Below are 19,430 nucleotides of genomic sequence, written 5' to 3'. Positions count from 1 at the left end.
AATAATGCACTACGAGTGTTACATAAAATAATATTGATATAATGTAGAACAATATCAACATTATATAAAACAAAGTTGATATAAATGATAATAGAGTTAGGGTAATAGAAAATGTTTATGAGAGAATGGAAAACAACCTAGTAATAAATGAAAACTAAGTCGCTACAATGTAAAATAGACATTAGATAAATGAAAAAGCACTGATTAGTTTGTCACTGCTTACTTTTTATTGTTGTGAAGAGCACGGATTGCAAATCCGCGCTATCGGGTTAATATAAGTGATAATAGAGTTTGGTGAATGGAAAATGTTTATGAGGGAATAGAAAACAAAATCGTAATAAATGAAAACTAAACCGCTACAATGTAAAATAGACATCAGCTAAATGAAAAAGCAGTAACAAACTATCCTACTTTATTTCTAATTATATCCCCACACAATTCCTTAAAATAACAAATTGAAGGTCATTTTTTGGTTGTATAAGATGCGTATAAAGCTCTTTGAAGTTAGGTCATTGATTTTTATTTCTGCCATCTTTTACTCTAACTTATGAAGGTCAGCAATAAAAATATGACATAAAAAAACCGCCTCGTAGAAAACGAGGCGGTTCAGTATTATTTTTACAGGTAATGATTACTCTGCAGAAGTTTCTTCAGTAGTAGCTTCTGCTCCTCCTTCAGTTACTTCTTCTTCATCCTCATCATCAGCTCCTGCAGCAGCATTTTTACTAGCATTTCTAGACATTTTAACAGCAACTACTACTGCATTGTCTGGGTGCATGAATGTATATTTGTCATTTTTAAGACTTTCTACATAGAACTTGTTACCAATCTTAAGGGAAGTAATATCTACTACGATCTCGTCTGGCAAGTTAGCTGGGATAGCTTTAACTTTTAGTTTTCTGTAAGTTTGTCTAAGAACACCACCGGCAACCACACCTTTGGAACGACCTGTCACTCTTACTGGAACCTCCATCACTACTGGCTTATCGTCAGATAATCTGTAGAAGTCTGCGTGAATGATCTTGTCTGTAATTGGGTGGAACTGAATATCTTGAAGAACTGCAGGAATTACCTGTCCGTCAACTTCAATAGATACCGTGTGTGCTTCGGGAGTATATACCAAACCTTTGAACGCTTTCTCCAATGCAGAGAAGTTCAATGGCTCGCCACCTCCGTAAACAACACAAGGAACTAATTCAGCATCACGTAAAGCTTTAGTAGACTTTTTGCCCACGCTTTCTCTTTTTGTACCTTGAATTGTAATTGATTTCATTTTGTATAAAATTATTTTAAGGGTGCAAAGGTATTAATTTTTTTTAAATAATGAACTTATCACTGATGGATTTGTGCTCATGTACCATTTTCATGACATCAGCAAACAGATCCGCGCAAGAAAGTACTTTTATTTTTGAAGACAAACCTGCTTTCACTGGGATAGAATCTGTCACGATCACTTCTAATAATTGAGAATTCTCGATGTTATCATAAGCTTTACCAGAAAGAACACCGTGTGTTGCCATCGCTCTTACAGAACTGGCCCCCTTTTCCATCAAGATGTCCGCAGCTTTGCAAAGCGTACCAGCTGTATCGATCATATCATCGATCAGGATCACGTTCTTATCTTTTACATCACCGATCAAGAACATCTCTTCTATCACGTTGGCTTTTTTTCTCTCCTTGTAAGCAATTACGACATCGGCGCCCAAATGTCCAGCATAATTTTTTGCTCTTTTTGCACCACCCATATCAGGTGAAGCAATTGTAAGATTCTCCAAATTAAGATTTCTGATGTAATCCACAAAAATGGTCGAAGCATAAAGGTGATCTACAGGAATCTCAAAGAATCCTTGAATCTGATCGGCGTGGAGATCCATTGTCATAATTCTGGTTGCTCCTGCGGCAGTCAAAAGATTGGCAACCAGTTTTGCGCCTATTGGTGCTCTCGGTTTATCCTTTCTGTCTTGTCTTGCCAGACCGTAGTAAGGAATAACGACTGTGATATTTTTGGCAGACGCTCTTTTCGCAGCATCTATCATTAATAATAACTCCAGAAGGTTGTCTGCTGGTGGGAAAGTAGATGCAATAAGGAAGACTCTGGCTCCTCTTACAGACTGCTCCAACACAGGTTCGAATTCTCCGTCGCTGAAATGTTGAAAATTAATGATTCCAAGTGTTTGCCCGTAACTTTTGGCAATCTTTTCTGCCAACTCATGGCTGGTCCTTGTTGAAAATAGATAACTGGCTTGATGATCTGACATTCTTTCTTTACTTTTTTGCAAATTTAAAAAATAATAAAAACTATAAAGACTGATTTCATTCATAGTTATAAAAAAAACCAAAATATTTCTATTTTGGTTTTTGTATTCTTAACAATATTCGTCGAAAGCCGCTTGAAGATTCGCAGCAATTGCGCCTGCAGGATTTCCTTCGATGTGGTGTCTCTCTAGCATGTGCACCAACTCGCCATCCTTGAAAAGTGCTACACACGGTGAACTTGGAGGAAACGGCGCCAACAATCTTCTTGCCTCTGCCACTGCATCTGAATCAAATCCGGCAAATGCTGTCACCAAATGGTCTGGTTTCTTCTCGCCTGTCAAAGAGTACAAAACGCCTGGTCTTGCTGCTCCTGCCGCACATCCGCAAACGGAATTGATCACTAATAAAGTAGTTCCCGATTGTTTAAGTGCTGTGTCAACTTCTGCTGGTGTTGTAAGGTCCTGGAAACCTTTATCTGTAAGTTCTGCCTTCATTGGCAATACTAAATCTGCTGGATACATAATTGATTTGTTTAAAAGTTTAACGTTCAAAGTTTCGTTTGAGTTGCAAATTTAATCAATATTAATTTGCCCCACTCATCTTTCATTCTATTAAAATCATTCCGAAAATCTATTGAGCCATTTTGTCTTGATTTCACTGAAAATTCAATCAAATAAAAAACCCAAAGTCCGAGGACCATGGGTTCAAATCAAATCGATATGCATATTTTGAATATCCGTGGGGCAATAAATGGTAAGAGATAAATGATAATCGATTCAAAAAAATCAATCATCATTTATAATTTATCAATTATAAATTAGGCAAGTAACTTCTTCACCATTTCGGAAATGCTCTTTCCGTCAGATTTTCCGGACAATGCTTTGGAAGCAACGCCCATTACTTTTCCTAAATCTTTGATGCTTTCCGCGCCGGTTTCAGAAATAATTTTCTTGATTTCCGATTCCAATTCTTCTGCAGAAAGCTGTTGTGGAAGAAACTTCTCAATCACTTTGGATTGCGCTTCTTCTACTTCCGCAAGGTCCGTTCTTCCCTGAGCCGTAAATTGGTCGTAGGAATCCTTCCTTTGCTTTATCATTCTTTGCAAAATTGCAATTTCCTGCTCCGCTGAAACTTCCGCTCCAATGGCTTCGGTTTTCAGTAATAATATTTGCGCTTTGACAGCACGTAGAGAATCCAAAGCAACTCTGTCTTTCTCTCTCATTGCGGTTTTTATCGCATCGTTTATTGTGATTTCTAAACTCATAATTTTTGTATTAATGTAAAAAGAATTAATGTATTATGACTGAAAATGCAATGTAACTTTTAATCGTTATTACATTTTACGTCAATACACTTGTACAATTTTTAATCTACATCTTTATTAAGAAAACGATTTTCTCTCAGTTGCATATTTCCGTTGTTATCAGACAAAAATGTGTTGATATTCTGGTCCGATGCGTTGGCTCCATCGATGTTGATGTTCTTTCTTTTGAAAGCCGGAACTGTTTCGAAAACATTCTCATTGTCCAGTTGCTGGTAACGGGAATTGAATTCTTTCAACTTGTTTCTTCTGTCCATTGCCTTTGAAGCTGTGTCGGAAGTTTTGTTGAAGAATGTAAAACCGCTTTCAGTTTCCTGAACTGGCTCAGGTTGTCTTTCTTCAACGATTTCTTCTTTTACTTCTGCTGTGAAAGAATAATTGTTTGTTTTTGGTGCCTCGATTTTTTCTTCGATCACTTCATTTACAATTTCTTCTTTAACTTCGGAGATCACTTGCTTTTCGATAACAGGAAATTCTTCTTCAGTCGCAGACTCGTTGATAGTGAAAGTCACTTCAACCGGTTTTTCTACTTCCTCAGTTTTGAAAGACGGTTTTGGCTTGTCTTCTACTTCGAAAGTGAAAGATTGAGGCTCTAAATCGAAGTCGTCATTAGCATCATCCTCAAAATTGAAAAGATTGTATTCCTGCTTTCCATCGTTGTAATCATTAGAATAATCTACGATTTCCTCTTTCTCGATGATTTGAGTTTCAGTTTCCACTTCTTCCACCAAACTTTCTACTAAAGAATTAGTTGGAAAATTAGAGGTTCCGAAATCGTCCTCATCTTCTAAACGAAAAAAGTTTTTCCCAGATTCAGGCTGAGGTTTTGACTCTTCCTGAAGTCTGCTTTTGAAAGGGGATTCTCTGTTTCTTGAAAACGAATTTGGTCTGTCGTCCAAAGAATATTTGATAGTCTCAGTCGTTCCAGTGTGTTTTTTATCGTCATTAGAAAATCCAGTTGCGATGACCAAAACGCTTACTGCATCGCCTAATTCCTCATCTGTCCCAACTCCAAAAATAATATCTGCAGTATGTCCAGCTTCTTTTTGGATATAGTCCATAATCACACCGATCTCGTCCATCGTCACCTCAGAAACACCACTTCTGATCAACAATAGAACGTTTTTCGCTCCAGTAATTTTGTTGTCGTTCAACAATGGAGAATCCAAAGCTTTCTTAACTGCTTCTTCCGCTTTTTTCTCGCCAGTTGCAACGCCGGTTGACATCAATGCTGTTCCGGAATTCTGAAGTACAGATTTCGCATCACGGAAATCGATATTGACATCGAAATAACCTGTAATCACTTCTGCCATTCCTTTCGCTGCGTTTGTCAAAACTTCATCGGCCTTGGAAAAACCTTGTTTGAAACCAAGATTTCCGAATTGTTGTCTTAGTTTATCATTATTGATGACAATTAAAGAATCAACGTTATTTCTTAATTTGTCCAAACCTAATTCCGCTTGGTCCAGTCTTCTTTTTCCTTCAAAACTAAAAGGCACGGTTACGATTCCTACAGTCAGGATTCCCATTTCCTTAGCCACTTTTGCAATTACAGGCGCAGCACCAGTTCCCGTTCCACCGCCCATTCCGGCTGTGATGAAAACCATTTTGGTGTTTTGTCCCATTGCTGCTTTGATCTCGTCGATACTTTCAATCGCCGCCTTCTCTCCAACCTCCGGGTCAGCACCTGCGCCAAGACCTTCTGTCATAGAGATTCCTAACTGCACTTTGTTAGAAACTGGATTGTTGTCCAAAGTCTGTGCATCTGTATTACAGATTACGAAATCTACGCCGTAAATTCCTTTCTCGTACATATGCTTCAAAGCGTTGTTTCCACCGCCACCAACACCAATTACTTTGATGATGGCAGAATTCCCTTTTGGTAGGTCAAAGGAAAAACCTTGTGTGTTTGATATATTGTCCATAATGGTATGTTTTTTCAGTTTTGTTAAATCGTTAAATCGTTGATTTGCAAAATTGTCAATTTGCTGGTTTTACGATTCCACGATTCTTCGATTTTACAATTAATAGTTACTCTTCTACTTCTTCAAAGAATTTTTTGACTTTGTCCATCAGTGATTGTCCGAAAGTTGGTCGGTTTTTCTTCACTTCTGCTTTATGTTTCGCAATCTCTACAATATCATTCTGAACCTGAGGCGTTTGGATTTCCTGAGATTGAGTCTGCGCTTGGATGGCATTTTCGATTTGAGGTTTCAATTCTTCGATGATCTCTTCCTCTGTTACCAACATTTTCTTATCTCTGATTTTCAGACTTTCCATTAATAAACCGATGGAAGTTGCAAATTCCGGACCTTTCAAATATTGATTTTTATCGTTCGCCACATATTCATTAGCAAAACCGATTCTGCTGTCGAAGCCTGTTGTGTAGTTCGCTAACTGACGAAGATTTCTCAAATTGGAACCACCGCCTGTCAAAACGATTCCTGCAATCAGTTTTTTCTTTTGTTCGAAGGCGCCGTAAGCTTTCAATTCTGTATTCACCATTTCAAGAATTTCTTCAACTCTTGCATTGATGATTTGAGCCAAAACTTTCAATGAAATTTCTTTGTCCGGACGGCCGTGCAATCCTGGAATTGTCACGTAAGTGCTGTCTTTTTCCAATTCAGGAACAGACGAACCGAATTTCACTTTCAGTTGCTCCGCGTGTTTCTCGATTATTGAACATCCTTCCTTGATATCATCGGTAATAATCCCACCACCGTAAGGAATCACGCAAGTATGACGGATGATGTTGTCTTTGAAAATCGCAATATCCGTAGTTCCACCACCGATATCAACAATCGCAACACCAGCTTCTTTTTCTTCTTTTGTAAGAACAGCTTCGGACGACGCCAAAGGTTCCAAGGTCAAGGCTTCCATTTCTAAACCAGCTTCACGAACGCATCTTGCGATGTTTCTGATAGAACCCATTTGTCCCACAACAACGTGGAAATTAGCCTCCAATCTTTTGCCGTGCATCCCGACTGGTTCTTGGATTTCGCCTTCGGAATCTACTTTATAATCCTGAGGTAGAACGTGGATGATCTCTTCGCCTGGAAGCATCACCAACTTCTTCACCTGGTCTTTTAGTTTTTCGATATCCTCCTCCGTAATATACTGGTCCGGATGGTCTCTCATAATATAATCCGAATGCTGAAGCGAACGGATGTGTTTGCCTGCAATTCCCACCGTTACCTTGCTGATAGGCACGCCAGCGCTGGATTGTGCTTCTGCCACAGCGGACTTGATGGAGTTGATGGTTTGGGAAATATTATTGACAATTCCTTTGTGAACGCCTAGACTTTTTGCTTTTCCAACGCCCAGAATTTCAATTTTCCCGTGAGCGTTTCGTCTTCCGACAATGGCGACAATCTTAGTTGTCCCAATGTCCAGACCTACTGAATACTCTTGATTTTCCATTATATGTTCGATTTGATTTTTCTTATTGTTAATAGGGTTGAAACCCTATGTTGTTATATTTGTCGTCCCGATGGGACTATTTATTATTCTACGTTTTCCATAGGGCTTTGCCCTATGCTATTGATGTCACCACTTCGTGGCTTTTTTATTCTACAACTACTTTTGCTTTTTTCTTTTTATCACTTGTTTTGGAAGTCGTTTCTTTTTTCTTGGCAGAAACTTTCTTGGTTTCCGGTTTTTTCTCAACTTTTTTCGGTTTCGAAGTTTCCTTTTTGGGTTCTGACTTCTTGACCGGCTTTTTAATTTCAGGTTTGGCTTCAGATTTTTTAGCTTCTGGTTTTTTCACTTCCAGCTTCTGACTTCCATCTTCAGGCTTTAACTCAATTTTTGGTGCATTTCTGAGAATGCTGTCATTTTCTTTGAAATAAGGATTTAGCGTGGTGACAATCTGATTATCATATTTTAATGAAATCTTCTTGTACTTCTGCGTATTCTGGTCCACCAGATATTTCTCAACAAAGGTTTTGAAACCTCTTACTTTTAAATCGATATTATCGAGGTCGCCGATTTCAACTTTGTAATTTCCGTCGCTTGTTAAAAGATTGTAATCCTCTTTTTCCTTAGTGATTCCGATGAAATATTTTTTACTGAAATCATCTTTGTCAATCTTTTCTATTAAATCTCCTAACGCTCCATATTCCGAAGGTTTCACATCACCCATTACCAACATACTTGGCAGTGAGAAGTTTTTTGAGATTGGAAATTCTACACCTTTTTTATCGACGTAGAAATCTTTTCCGTCCTTATTTAATCTGAAAGCCGGAACTCTTTGTTTGATGTCCACATTCAGATTTCCATTCAGATTCAAATAAACATTGGCGCTGTCCACAAAAGGAATTAGATTAATTTTCTTCTCCAATTCCGGAATATTGATATCTCCAATTTTTCTCGTCGGATTGTATTGTTTTACCAGTTCTTTGATGTCTTTCTCATCCACAAAATAAACCGGCGTTTTGCCTTGGCTCATATTGATAGACACGTTCTCCATCTTAGCATCGTTGAAGCGCTTCAATGAGAAACTGAGCAGAAATCCAAAAAGGACGACTGTCACAAGTATCTTCAATATTCTCCACTTGTTCTTCATTTCTTATTTTGGTTTTAACGCCTTTGCGCTAAGTTTTTTCTTTTTATTATTTTATTTTCGCCAATCGGTTTTTATCAAATTCCTTTACCGTTTTCAACATATAATTGAAGTTGTCCTTCAATTCCAATTCATAATCCCAGTCATCCAATTCCGTTTTCCCGTGTCCGAGAGATGTCATATTGATGACCTTACTTTTATTAATCCAAAAAATGCATTTCCATCCTCCCATATCTTCCGCATCTGACTTATTTGTATAAACTATATTTTGCGTCGCATAAACTCTTTGTCCATCTTTTAATAAAAAATAATCTGTGAACGTGTTCGTATAATTATCTCTATCTTCTTTCCATTCTCGGGAAATCTTTACAATCTCATTTCCCTTTTTTGAGTATTGATAAAGGATTGTTTTGTCCTTACCTTTTACTTCAAATCTATACTCAATGACCTTTGGGTCTTTATCAATTGCTTCCGAATATTTATTAATATTTTCCACTACCGCCAACACTTCTTTCGACTGCGAAAAAGCAAAACCGAAGACCAAAATGCTGATTAATATGGAAAGCTTTAATCTCATCAGATGCTCACCTTTTCAATATTTGGAAGCCATTCCACGATGCCGTCATAAAGCGTATCGATGTTTCCGGCTCCGACTGTCAAAAGAATATCAAATTCCTTTTCTTTTATTAATTCAAAAGTCTCTTGCAATGTGCAGACTTTCTTGTTTTCAATTTCAATTTTTTCCGATAACCACGCTGAGGTGATTCCTTCATAATTCTCCTGAAGTTCTCTTGCCGGATAAATATCCAAAAGCAAAAGGTCATCAGCCTTTTCCAGACTTCTTGCAAAATCTTCCGCAAAATCTCTCGTTCTGCTGAACAAATGCGGTTGGAAAACCACCAACAATTTCTTAGTCGGATAAAAGGTTTTTATGGAACCAATGACCGCATTCAGTTCTGTCGGATGATGCGCGTAATCATCAATATAAATTTTTCCGTTATCGAAAATATGTTTCGTATATCTTCTCTTGATGCCTTTGAAACTCGCGATTGCTTTCTTCAAAGTTTCGAAATCAACACCTAAATTGCTAAGAATCGCCAAAGCAACCGTCGCATTCTCCACATTATGAATTCCTGGAATTTCCCAAACAAAATCGTTGATTTCTTCCGTTGGTGTGTGGAAATCGAAGTAGATTTTATCGTGGTCCATTCTCAAGTTATCGGAGTAATAATCCGCTTCCTCGTTCACCGCATAAGTCAAATGTTCTCTTCCCATCGCAATTCCTTTTCTTACAAACAACTGATTGTCATTCGGAACCAAGGATGCAAACTGTCTGAAACCATCTTCAATCTGAACTCTGTCACCATAGATGTCCAAATGGTCTGCATCAATCGATGTTACGACTGCCCAATCTGGTGAAAGATTCAGGAAACTTCTGTCGTATTCATCGGCTTCAACCACAGAAAACTGGTTTCCATTGTAATCAAAATTAGATTTGAAATTCTCGGAAATTCCACCTAAAAATGCGGATGAAGGCATATTGGCTTCCTTACACAAATGCGCAATCAAAGTGGAAGTCGTCGTTTTCCCGTGTGTTCCTGCAACCGCGATGCAATCTGTATTTTCTGTAATTAATCCAAGAACTTTTGCTCTCTTCAAAATCTCAAAACTTTCGCTGGCGAAATAATCCAGAATCGCTAATTTTTTGATTGCCGGCGTATAAATCACCAAAGTCGATTCTTTGTCGAACGCTACGATTTTCTCATCTATCACATCTTCGAATGAAATATCAATCCCTTCAAATCCGAGTTGAGCCGTCAGTTTCGTAGGTGTTTTGTCATAGCCCAAAACGTTTTTGCCGTTCGCGTGAAAAAATCTCGCAAGCGCACTCATCCCAATCCCACCGATTCCGATGAAATAGAAGTTTTGATATTTATTTAAAATGCTCATTTTTTCTTTCTTTTATACCATTTATTATATGGCTTTGTTGATATGTAAAAAACCTGAAAATAGTCTTTGTCTCTAGTCATTCCCATTCTCAAATATTTGACACTATCATTTTTCTCTGTCTTAACATTGAAAACAAATAAATCTGAAAAGTCCGATGGATATACATTCGTTTTGGCTGCATACAAACTTCCTATATCTATTTTTCCGTAATTTTTCTCACTTTTTTCACAAACAGTTTTGATTCTTTCAGGAGAGAAATAATTTTTCATATTGACATCGATATTAAAACCTGTAATCTCAGAATAATCTTTTTTCTCACATTTCGCATAGAAATTCTCTGCAAAACTTCTTGCTAATTTTTGTCTTTCAGCTGTATTGTTTTTTGACGGCATATTTTCATACCGGTTCATACAGCCTGACAAACTAATCAAACAAAAAATAATTAATATGTCTTTAATTGATTTCATTAATTATATCACTTTAAAAATCTCATTCACAATTCCTTCTGCCGCTTTTGGCTTTGCGAAAAATTCCAAATTTGTGGACATTTCATTTCTCAGGTTTTCACTCTCACAGATCTCTGAAAGCGTGTTCCAGAATTTATCTTTCATTTCAGAATCTTTGACCATTCTCGCCGCATTTTTCTCAACCAAAGTCAATGCATTTTTGGTTTGATGGTCTTCTGCCGCGAACGGAAATGGAACCAACAAAACCGGTTTTTTCGCCACCGCTAATTCTGAAATTGCAATTGCACCAGCTCTGGAAACTATCACATCCGCCGCAGAATAAGCCAAAGCCATATCGGAGATGAACTCCTTCAACATAATTGATGATTGATAATTGATAATTGATTCATTATCCTTCAAATCACTATAATCCAACTTTCCAGTTTGCCAGATGAGTTGGTAATTTTTTTCTTTTAATTTATCTAAATTGTCTTTCCAGCCGTTGTTCAGAGTTCTGGAACCTAGTGAACCACCGACGGAAAGAATCGTTAATTTATTTTTATCTAAGCCTAATTTTTCCTTAGCCCAATCTTTATCAATCAAATCTGTGATGATATTCTGACGGATTGGATTTCCTAAGAAATACGTTTTCGTGCCTGAGAAAAATTGCTCCATATCCGGATAGGCCGTGAAAACTGCTTTCGCTTTCTTTGCATTGAAAACATTCGTCTTTCCAGGTAAGGAATTCTGTTCCTGAATGAAAGTCGGAATTCCCATTTTCGCTGCAACGTACAAAGCTGGTCCACTTGCAAAACCACCCGTTCCAACTGCAAAATCCGGCTTGAAATCTTTGATGATTCTTTTAGCCTTCAATAAACTTGAAACTATTTTTAATGGAAGTCCAAGATTTTTCAGAAGATTTCCTCTGTCAAATCCTGCGATGTTCAAACCTTCGATTTTGAATCCAGCTTGAGGCACTTTTTCCATCTCCATTTTTCCGTTGGCACCAATGAACAAAAACTCAGCATCGGGAAACCTTTTCTGGATTTCCTGAGCAATCGCAACCGCCGGAAAGATGTGTCCACCTGTTCCGCCGCCGCTCAATACTATTTTTAGTTTTTTGCTCATTTAAGCGATATCATTTATTTCTTCCAAACTTTGTCTTTTGCCCAATCCTTCCTCATCAAAAACCTGAATTCTGGAACTTACATTTAGTATAATTCCCAACTGAATGTAGGTCACCAACATCGATGTTCCTCCATAACTTATCAGTGGTAAAGGCTGACCAGTAACCGGAATAAGATTGACAGCAACGGCAATATTCACCGATAACTGAATAAATATCATTAATCCAATCGCCAACACCAGTAACGACCCAAAAAAAGCAGGCATTTTACTGGCAATCATCACGATACGAATTATCATTATCATATAAAGACTGACTAACACAAAAGCACCCATCCACCCATATTCTTCTACAATAATTGCGAAAATAAAATCCGAAACCGATTGTGGTAATGTCTGCTTCAAAGCACTTTTCCCGGGTCCAATCCCATTGAATCCACCGTGGACAATCGCGGCTTTCGCCTGCATTACCTGATAGTTTTTTGCCTTGATACTTTCGTCCTCAACATCCGCCGTTTTCTTGGAACTTGTAAAGGTTTCGATACGGCTCATCCACGTGTGAACACGGTTTCCGCCCATCAAATTGGTGTTAAGTGCAACAACCAAAAACATTACAATGAAAACCACCGAAAGAGAGATAAATCCCGCCACATATTGCCAAGCTAATTGTCCGATAATCAATATGATAATTGACACCATCATGATCATCAAAGCTGTAGAACCGTTGTCTTTCGCAACTAATCCAAACACAATCAGAATTGGTCCGAAGATGTAAACTATGTTCTCGATCGGAACTCTTTCCCTCTTGATTCTTTTGGTCAAATATCTACACAAATAGATGATTAACATCAAATAAGCGAATGAAGACGGCTGAAACGAAATGGGTGTTCCCGGAATCTTTAACCATCTTGATGCACTTGCACCTTCAATCTTTTGCCCCGTGAACATTGTGATTAGCAATAGTCCTATCGTAAACAAAAGCAGAATGGAACTCAGTTTTCCGATGTATTCGTACTTGACTGTTCCAACGAAACGCATAATTCCCAAACCAATGAAAACGAAAATAATATGCTTGAAAACGTGACCTGTTGTGGTCCCGTTGTTCACGATATATTCCAGATTCGAACTTGCGGAATAAACCGGAAACACGGAAAGGAGGGAAATCAAAATGATTACCGACCAAAGGACCTTGTCTCCTTTCAGCAGTTCGAATTTGTTGTCTGTAGTTTGTTCCATTTTATTTCAATTAGCTGATAGCCATTGGCTTTTCGCTTTTTAATACTTCTTTTTTGAATTGATTTCCACGGTCTTCGTAACCATTGAACAAATCAAAACTTGCGCAACAAGGCGACAACAAAACGACGTCTCCTTTTTCTGCAATTGATTTAGAAACTTCAACAGCTTGTTGCATACTTGAAGTGTCATAAATCTGTGTTTTTTTGCCTTTGAAAAAATCAATGATTTTCTGATTATCAATTCCTAGGCAGACAATTGCCTTTACTTTTCTTTTAACTAAATCTTCTATTTCTGTATAATCGTTTCCTTTGTCTTTTCCACCGACAATCCAAACGACAGGTTGTTTCATACTTTCCAAAGCGAAATACGTTGCGTTTACGTTGGTTGCTTTGCTATCATTGATGAATTTCACGCCGTTGATTTCGGAAACCGGTTCCAATCTGTGTTCAACCGCTTGGAAAGTCATCAATGAATTTCTAATACTTTGATTGCTGATTTCCAATAATTTACCAGCGATACTTGCTGCTAGGCTGTTGGCAACATTATGTTTTCCCAACAAAGACAATTCGTCGATATTCATTGTGAAACCTTCGTTGATATTCACCACGAAATTTTCATCAATCGAAAATGCACCTTTTTCTAATCTTTCGTTCAATGAGAAAGGCACTTTGGTCACTTTCAAATCGAGTTTTCCGAGGATTGATTTGCTCATTTCGTCATCTTTATTATAGATGAAAAAGTTGTTAGCTTCCTGATTCTCAGCAATTCTGAATTTAGCCAAAGCATATTCTTCATAATTGTAATTGTACTGGTCAAGATGGTCCTTAGATAAATTCAACAACAATGAAATGTATGGTCTAAAGTTTTGAATGTCATCCAATTGAAAACTACTCACTTCCAAAACATAGTAATCGAAATTCTCCTCAGCAACCTGCTTGGCAAAGCTCTTTCCGATGTTTCCACCCAAACCAACATTGAAACCGTCTTCCTTCAATATGTAATAAATCAAAGAAGTAGTCGTCGTTTTCCCGTTACTTCCTGTGATGGCGATGATTTTCGCATCTGTAAACTCAGAGGCAAATTCAATCTCAGAAGATAATCTGATTCCTTTTTCCTGGATCTTCAAAATCATTTCTGCTTTTTTCGGAATTCCAGGGCTTTTGATGATCCAGTCGGCATTCAGGATTTTTTCTTCCGAATGTTTTCCGTCCTCATAATCAACCCCAAGTTCGTCCAGCTCTTTTTTGTAGTTCTCACGAATCGTTCCCATATCCGAAAGGAACACGTCAAAGCCTTTAGCCTTCGCCAAATATGCTGCGCCAACACCACTTTCTCCGCCACCAAGTATTACTACTCTCATATTATTCTGTATTGTTGTATTAATGTAAAATGTATTAATGATTTCAACGTTCGAATCGTTAATACGTCAATACTTTTTACATTTTACAATTCTTCTATCTCGTTTTTAAAGTGATTAAGCAAATAATCGCCAACATTACACCCAGAATTATCATTCGGTTTACGATTTTGCTTTCGTGGAAACCCTCCTTCTGATAATGGTGGTGCAGCGGTGACATTTTGAATAATCTATTGTTCTGGGCATATTCCAACCCATACTTTTTCTTTCTGTATTTGAAGACCCAAACCTGTAGAATGACAGATAAAAGTTCTATCAGGAAAACCCCACATAGAACTGGAATCAGTAATTCCTTTCTTAAAATAATTGCCAAAACCGCAATCACACCTCCAAGCATCAAACTTCCTGTATCGCCCATAAAAACCTGCGCCGGATAAGTATTATACCAGAAAAATCCAATCACAGCTCCCACCAATGCGAGGGCAAAAATGGTCGTCTCTCCCATATGCGGCAGGAACATAATATTCAGATAATCAGCGAAGATTATGTTTCCTGAGACATAAGCGAAAAATGCTAAAGTCAACAAAATGACAACACTTGTTCCGGCTGCTAAACCATCAATTCCGTCCGCGATATTGGCACCGTTAGAAACTGCGGTTACAATAAAAATTACAATCGGAATAAAAACAACCCAAGCCCACTCGTGTGCTTTTGCATCATCCATCCAAAACAGAATTCCGCTGTAATCAAACTCGTTATTTTTTGTGAAAGGCACTGTAGAAACCGGAATTTTCTCCTCATCCATAAAGTTCTGTTCTACATTATTTCTGTTCACAACAGTTGAGTCTGCGTACTTTCTCTTAACCTCAATATCTGGGTGGAAATACATTGTAACTCCGACAATTAAGCCTAAACCAACTTGTCCAATTACTTTGAATTTTCCACTTAATCCGTCTTTATTTTTTTTAACTTTCTTAAGATAATCATCAAGAAAACCAATCGCGCCCATCCACAAAACCGAAATAATCAAAAGAACGATGTAAACATTGGTGATTCTGGTAAACAACAAAACCGGAATGATAGTCGCCAAAATGATAATCAAACCACCCATTGTTGGCGTTCCTTCTTTCTGCTTTTGCCCTTCCAGACCAAGGTCTCTTACCAATTCTCCCATTTGTTTTTTTCTGAGGTAATTGATAATCTTTTTCCCGTAAGCCATCGCAATGATCAGCGAAAACAAAACTGCCATCGCCGCGCGGAACGAAATGTATTTGAACAAGTTCATTCCCGGAACGTGGAATCCGTGAGCGGTTAAATATTCGTAGAGATAATACAGCATATTTTCTTATTTTCCCATTAATTGTAATAGTTCTCTAATCGTCTCTTTGTCATCAAAATGATGTTTCACGCCATTGATTTCCTGATACGTTTCGTGGCCTTTTCCTGCAACTACGACGATATCCTTTGGTTCAGCAAATTTGATGGCCATTTTTATCGCTTCTCTTCTATCTGGAATCGAAGTGTATTTGCTGAAATTCTGAGGCTGAATTCCGGCTTCAATTTCTTTAATGATTTGCGCTGGGTCCTCCGTTCTTGGATTGTCCGAAGTGATGATTGCCAACGTTGATTTCTTGGTCGCAATATCTCCCATTTCTGGACGTTTGGTTTTGTCTCTGTCGCCTCCACAACCGAAAACACAAATCAATCGTTCGTTTTTCGTTCTGATTTCGTTGATGCTGTCCAACACATTTTCCAACGCATCCGGCGTGTGAGAATAGTCAACTACGAAGAAAATTCCGCCGTTGGATTTTATCGTTTCGAAACGGCCATTCACGCGTTGAAGAACAGAAATCGCCTGCAAAACCTCATCTTCATTCATTCCTAATTCCAAGGCAATTCCGTAAGCTAAAAGTAAATTCGAAGCATTGAATTTCCCCGTCAATGTTGTCCAAAATTCTTTGTTATTGAAATTCAGCAACATTCCATTGAAGTCCACTTCCAGCACTTTTCCGTGGAAATCTGCCATTGTTTTCAAAGCGAAAGTTTTCTTTTTTGCTTTTGTATTTTGAAGCATTACCAAACCGTTCTTATCATCAGCATTTGTGATAGCAATTGCAGAATCTTCCAACTCGTCAAAGAATCTCTTCTTCGCGTAGATGTAGTTCTGAAACGTTTTATGATAATCCAAATGGTCGTGCGTGATATTCGTAAAACCAGCCACTTTGAAATGCAATCCTTCGGTTCTGTTTTGAGAAATCCCGTGAGAACTGACTTCCATAAAAGCATATTCACAACCGATTTCAACCGCTTTTGCTAGCATTTGATTAAGACGAATAACATCCGGAGTTGTGTGAGTTGAAGGGATAATTTCGTCTCCGATTCTATATTCAACAGTCGAAATCAAAGCGGATTGATATCCCAACGTTTTGAAAATATCAAACAACAAAGTCGTTACCGTCGTTTTTCCGTTGGTTCCGGTGACGCCGATTAATTTTAATTTCTGAGAAGGATTTCCGTAAAAGTTAGAGGCCAAATGCCCTAATGCTTTTGAAGAATCCTCAACTTTAATGTAAGTCACCTCATCATTAATTTCTGAAGGCAATTCTTCACAAACAATTACTTTCGCACCTTTTTCGATGGAAGAATTGATGTAAGCATGTCCGTCGGAAACGGTTCCTTTCAATGCCACATACAAAGAATCTTCAACAACTTTTCTGCTGTCGAAAACCAATTCCGACACTTCGACTTCGCTCAGTGCAAGTGTTCCGATTGTTTCCAAAACCTGGATTCTTTGTAATAAGTCTTTTAAAGTCATATATAATAAGCTTTCGCTTTAATTTTTAGTTTTGAAGATTCAAATAAATCTTTTGGTTTTTCCCGATTGTTGCGCCTTCCGCCGGAAACTGTCCTGTTATTTTACCAACACCTTTGTAATCCACTCTGTAGCCTAAATTTTCAAGTTGTGGAATCACATTTTTCCCAATCATTCCAACCAATTTTGGCATTGAATCCTTTTTGATACTGACCTTTACATTAGGCTCGATCATTTTACTCAAGTCAACTTTATGCTCCACCAACAATTCTTTCTCAACATTCAAAGGCGTTTTCAAAAAAGTCTTTCCTGCAATCTCTTTGAAAACTGGTGCTGAAACAGTTCCTCCCGCATAACCTTTCGATTTGTCCGGCTGATTTACTACCACAATACACGTATATTTAGGATTATCGGACGGATAAAAACCTGCAAAAGAAGCCTGATATCTCATTGGTCCAGGTAACCAATATAAAATCCGTGCAGTTCCCGTTTTGCCGGCAATTTTCAGATTTGGCGTATAGATACTTTTTGCTGTTCCTTTTTCAACGGCTTTTGTGAGCGCGCTGGTCATCATTGTAATTGCTTTGTCAGATGCCATTTTCTTAACCATTACTTCTGGTTTTGCACTGTACAAAATGTTTCCATCCTTCATTATTTTATCAATGAAAAGCGGCTTTACCATTTTGCCTTTGTTGGCAATTCCGTTATAGAAAGTCACCATTTGCAACAATGGAAAGCTTGATGAATAGCCATAACCCAAAGAAGCCAAAGTCGCTTTGTTCCAACGTTTACTTTGTGGCGTCTGGATCGATGGTTTTGCAATTCCCGGTAATTCGATTTGCATTTTATCGAACATCTTCCAACGTTTCAAATGATCTATGAAAACCTGTGGCTTATCGGCATAGTGTTGTGTAATAATTTTAGCAGCACCAACGTTGCTGGATTTTGCCAAAACATCGCTCACATCGTAAGTTCCTCCTCCGTGACCATCTGTAATTCTTTGACCTGCATAATTCCAGATTCCGTTTCCGATGTTGACCTTGGTATTTTCATCAATGAAACCATCATCCATCGCTGCTAAAAGTGAAACCGTTTTGAAAGTGGAACCTGGTTCCTGAGCGTCCTTTACGGTATAATTGTAAGCATCAACATAGATTCCCGGCTCAGTTCTTCTCAGGTTGACCATTGCCTTTACCTTTCCTGTTGCAACTTCCATCACCACCACACTTCCGTGGTCTGCATCAAATTTTATCAATTGGTTTTCCAAAGCTGTATGCGCAATATCCTGAATCCTCAAATCCAAAGTCGTGTACACATCCTGACCGTCAATCGGCTCCTGAACTTTCCAGTAATCAATTGGTTTCCATTGAGACGAGTTGATCCTCTGCTCTAATCTTTTCCCATCAATCCCAGTTAAGAATTTGCTGAAAGCGCCTTCCAGTCCCGATTTCGATTCTCCATTGTCAGCTCCTATTGTTCCGGCTCCGATCTGAGTGGTCGCCAGTTCTCTTCGGAAATTTCTTTCCACGATGAAACCACCTTTATTTTTCCCTTTTTTGAAGATTGGGAATTCTCGGATTCTATCATATTCATCGAAGTCAAGTCCTTTGGCCAGAAGATAATATTGGTTATTCTTTTTGTTCTGAGCGTCCAATCTTGCGCGGAAATAACTTCTCGGTTTGTCGAACATCTTGCTGAGAGAATCCGTCAAAGCCGTGATATTATTGGAATAGATCGTATCTCTCATCGATTTGAAATCCAGATAGACATCATAACGCATCACCGTTGTCGCCAAAATGGAACCGTTGGAAGCGAAAAGGTTTCCACGAGCAGCTTTCAAGGTTGCTTCTCGGTAATTTTTGCTGATATAATTATCCTCAAACTCCTGAACATTGGTATTCTGAAGAACTAAAATTCTCCCTAAAAAAATGACAAACAGAATGAAAGCTCCCAAAACAAAAAGGTAGCCCCACTTCAGCGCATTGGAACGTTTTTTTTCGTAATTGTTATCTGGTTGCTTTATCATCTGTGCTATCCGCTTTTATCAATAATTTCATCGGGTGGCTTTCCAAACTCACCAAAGAATCCTGAACCATTTCTTTTCCCAGTTCGGATTCCATTCTAATTTTTATCAGTCTGCTTTGTGCGTACGCATTTCGCGACTTGTACTCTTCTGTTTCTTCTTTCAGCTTGTTGACGTGTTCAATTTTTGTGTTGACCAAATGGTTGCTGTAAATCATCACCATCAAAAGTCCGAAAATGAACAGGAAATATTTGTAATGCGCTTTTACCTCATCACGATTAAGGAAATTCCCTTTTATGATATCCATAAAAGTGAGTCTCTTCTGTTTGTTTTGAGTTAATTT

The 19,430-nt window shown here is 38.2% G+C and carries 17 protein-coding genes; all 17 read right to left on the bottom strand.

All coding sequences use genetic code 11. The features are described from left to right. Positions 1–631: 631 nt before the first annotated feature. Positions 632–1,273 carry a 50S ribosomal protein L25/general stress protein Ctc gene (locus AXA65_RS18650; RefSeq protein WP_063971554.1) on the bottom strand — a complete coding sequence of 214 codons (642 nt, stop codon included), beginning with the start codon at positions 1,271–1,273 and terminating at the stop codon, positions 632–634. 43 nt (positions 1,274–1,316) lie between these two features. After that, the gene (locus AXA65_RS18645; RefSeq protein WP_063971557.1) at positions 1,317–2,258 is read right to left on the bottom strand and encodes a ribose-phosphate pyrophosphokinase; all 942 of its coding nucleotides are present in this window, start codon (positions 2,256–2,258) and stop codon (positions 1,317–1,319) included. Between the two features lie 108 nt (positions 2,259–2,366). Continuing rightward, positions 2,367–2,777 (bottom strand): BrxA/BrxB family bacilliredoxin, encoded by a 411-nt coding sequence (locus AXA65_RS18640; protein WP_063971553.1) that lies wholly within the window; start codon positions 2,775–2,777, stop codon positions 2,367–2,369. Between the two features lie 296 nt (positions 2,778–3,073). Continuing rightward, positions 3,074–3,520, bottom strand: coding sequence for a GatB/YqeY domain-containing protein (locus tag AXA65_RS18635; protein WP_063971552.1), 447 nt, complete (start codon positions 3,518–3,520; stop codon positions 3,074–3,076). A gap of 101 nt (positions 3,521–3,621) precedes the next feature. Then, positions 3,622–5,502, bottom strand: a complete 1,881-nt coding sequence (gene ftsZ, locus AXA65_RS18630) for a cell division protein FtsZ (protein ID WP_063971551.1) — start codon at positions 5,500–5,502, stop codon at positions 3,622–3,624. 106 nt (positions 5,503–5,608) lie between these two features. Then, positions 5,609–6,997: a cell division protein FtsA gene (gene ftsA, locus AXA65_RS18625; protein WP_063971550.1), complete on the bottom strand. Its 1,389-nt coding sequence runs from the start codon at positions 6,995–6,997 to the stop codon at positions 5,609–5,611. Positions 6,998–7,142: 145 nt separating this feature from the next. Beyond that, positions 7,143–8,141 (bottom strand): cell division protein FtsQ/DivIB, encoded by a 999-nt coding sequence (locus AXA65_RS18620; protein WP_063971549.1) that lies wholly within the window; start codon positions 8,139–8,141, stop codon positions 7,143–7,145. Between the two features lie 46 nt (positions 8,142–8,187). After that, positions 8,188–8,715, bottom strand: coding sequence for a hypothetical protein (locus tag AXA65_RS18615; RefSeq protein ID WP_063971548.1), 528 nt, complete (start codon positions 8,713–8,715; stop codon positions 8,188–8,190). Further along, positions 8,715–10,088: a UDP-N-acetylmuramate--L-alanine ligase gene (murC, locus tag AXA65_RS18610; protein ID WP_063971547.1), complete on the bottom strand. Its 1,374-nt coding sequence runs from the start codon at positions 10,086–10,088 to the stop codon at positions 8,715–8,717. The genes AXA65_RS18615 and murC overlap by 1 nt, the downstream gene beginning before the upstream one ends. Beyond that, complete coding sequence (locus AXA65_RS18605) at positions 10,085–10,480, bottom strand: hypothetical protein (protein ID WP_063971546.1); 396 nt, start codon at positions 10,478–10,480, stop codon at positions 10,085–10,087. The genes murC and AXA65_RS18605 overlap by 4 nt, the downstream gene beginning before the upstream one ends. Positions 10,481–10,558: 78 nt before the next feature. Further along, positions 10,559–11,662 (bottom strand): undecaprenyldiphospho-muramoylpentapeptide beta-N-acetylglucosaminyltransferase, encoded by a 1,104-nt coding sequence (gene murG / locus AXA65_RS18600; RefSeq protein ID WP_063971545.1) that lies wholly within the window; start codon positions 11,660–11,662, stop codon positions 10,559–10,561. Beyond that, positions 11,663–12,895: an FtsW/RodA/SpoVE family cell cycle protein gene (locus AXA65_RS18595; RefSeq protein ID WP_063971544.1), complete on the bottom strand. Its 1,233-nt coding sequence runs from the start codon at positions 12,893–12,895 to the stop codon at positions 11,663–11,665. Between the two features lie 10 nt (positions 12,896–12,905). Then, on the bottom strand, positions 12,906–14,255 hold the full coding sequence (murD, locus tag AXA65_RS18590; protein WP_063971543.1) for a UDP-N-acetylmuramoyl-L-alanine--D-glutamate ligase: 1,350 nt from the start codon (positions 14,253–14,255) through the stop codon (positions 12,906–12,908). A gap of 94 nt (positions 14,256–14,349) precedes the next feature. After that, entirely contained in the window at positions 14,350–15,591 is a 1,242-nt protein-coding gene (mraY, locus tag AXA65_RS18585; RefSeq protein WP_063971542.1) for a phospho-N-acetylmuramoyl-pentapeptide-transferase, read from the bottom strand. Between the two features lie 6 nt (positions 15,592–15,597). Then, on the bottom strand, positions 15,598–17,067 hold the full coding sequence (locus AXA65_RS18580; RefSeq protein WP_063971541.1) for a UDP-N-acetylmuramoyl-L-alanyl-D-glutamate--2,6-diaminopimelate ligase: 1,470 nt from the start codon (positions 17,065–17,067) through the stop codon (positions 15,598–15,600). 25 nt (positions 17,068–17,092) lie between these two features. Further along, the gene (locus AXA65_RS18575) at positions 17,093–19,090 is read right to left on the bottom strand and encodes a penicillin-binding transpeptidase domain-containing protein (RefSeq protein ID WP_063971540.1); all 1,998 of its coding nucleotides are present in this window, start codon (positions 19,088–19,090) and stop codon (positions 17,093–17,095) included. Beyond that, a complete protein-coding gene (locus AXA65_RS18570; RefSeq protein ID WP_086048275.1) occupies positions 19,071–19,394 on the bottom strand; it encodes an FtsL-like putative cell division protein in 324 nt (107 codons plus the stop codon). The genes AXA65_RS18575 and AXA65_RS18570 overlap by 20 nt, the downstream gene beginning before the upstream one ends. Between the last annotated feature and the right edge of the window lie 36 nt (positions 19,395–19,430).

Origin of the sequence: Chryseobacterium sp. FP211-J200 (assembly GCF_001643375.1) — a bacterium.
In the GTDB taxonomy this organism is placed as follows: domain Bacteria; phylum Bacteroidota; class Bacteroidia; order Flavobacteriales; family Weeksellaceae; genus Epilithonimonas; species Epilithonimonas ginsengisoli.
The sequence above is the reverse complement of the archived record's forward strand: the minus strand, read 5'-3'. Positions and strand labels throughout refer to the sequence as shown.

Excerpts from the sequence above, each read along its gene's own strand:
- AXA65_RS18650 (WP_063971554.1), bottom strand. The coding sequence starts at position 1,273 with ATGAAATCAATTACAATTCAAGGTACAAAAAGAGAAAGCGTGGGCAAA.
- AXA65_RS18645 (WP_063971557.1), bottom strand. The coding sequence starts at position 2,258 with ATGTCAGATCATCAAGCCAGTTATCTATTTTCAACAAGGACCAGCCAT.
- AXA65_RS18640 (WP_063971553.1), bottom strand. The coding sequence starts at position 2,777 with ATGTATCCAGCAGATTTAGTATTGCCAATGAAGGCAGAACTTACAGAT.
- AXA65_RS18635 (WP_063971552.1), bottom strand. The coding sequence starts at position 3,520 with ATGAGTTTAGAAATCACAATAAACGATGCGATAAAAACCGCAATGAGA.
- ftsZ (WP_063971551.1), bottom strand. The coding sequence starts at position 5,502 with ATGGACAATATATCAAACACACAAGGTTTTTCCTTTGACCTACCAAAA.
- ftsA (WP_063971550.1), bottom strand. The coding sequence starts at position 6,997 with ATGGAAAATCAAGAGTATTCAGTAGGTCTGGACATTGGGACAACTAAG.
- AXA65_RS18620 (WP_063971549.1), bottom strand. The coding sequence starts at position 8,141 with ATGAAGAACAAGTGGAGAATATTGAAGATACTTGTGACAGTCGTCCTT.
- AXA65_RS18615 (WP_063971548.1), bottom strand. The coding sequence starts at position 8,715 with ATGAGATTAAAGCTTTCCATATTAATCAGCATTTTGGTCTTCGGTTTT.
- murC (WP_063971547.1), bottom strand. The coding sequence starts at position 10,088 with ATGAGCATTTTAAATAAATATCAAAACTTCTATTTCATCGGAATCGGT.
- AXA65_RS18605 (WP_063971546.1), bottom strand. The coding sequence starts at position 10,480 with ATGCCGTCAAAAAACAATACAGCTGAAAGACAAAAATTAGCAAGAAGT.
- murG (WP_063971545.1), bottom strand. The coding sequence starts at position 11,662 with ATGAGCAAAAAACTAAAAATAGTATTGAGCGGCGGCGGAACAGGTGGA.
- AXA65_RS18595 (WP_063971544.1), bottom strand. The coding sequence starts at position 12,895 with ATGGAACAAACTACAGACAACAAATTCGAACTGCTGAAAGGAGACAAG.
- murD (WP_063971543.1), bottom strand. The coding sequence starts at position 14,255 with ATGAGAGTAGTAATACTTGGTGGCGGAGAAAGTGGTGTTGGCGCAGCA.
- mraY (WP_063971542.1), bottom strand. The coding sequence starts at position 15,591 with ATGCTGTATTATCTCTACGAATATTTAACCGCTCACGGATTCCACGTT.
- AXA65_RS18580 (WP_063971541.1), bottom strand. The coding sequence starts at position 17,067 with ATGACTTTAAAAGACTTATTACAAAGAATCCAGGTTTTGGAAACAATC.
- AXA65_RS18575 (WP_063971540.1), bottom strand. The coding sequence starts at position 19,090 with ATGATAAAGCAACCAGATAACAATTACGAAAAAAAACGTTCCAATGCG.
- AXA65_RS18570 (WP_086048275.1), bottom strand. The coding sequence starts at position 19,394 with ATGGATATCATAAAAGGGAATTTCCTTAATCGTGATGAGGTAAAAGCG.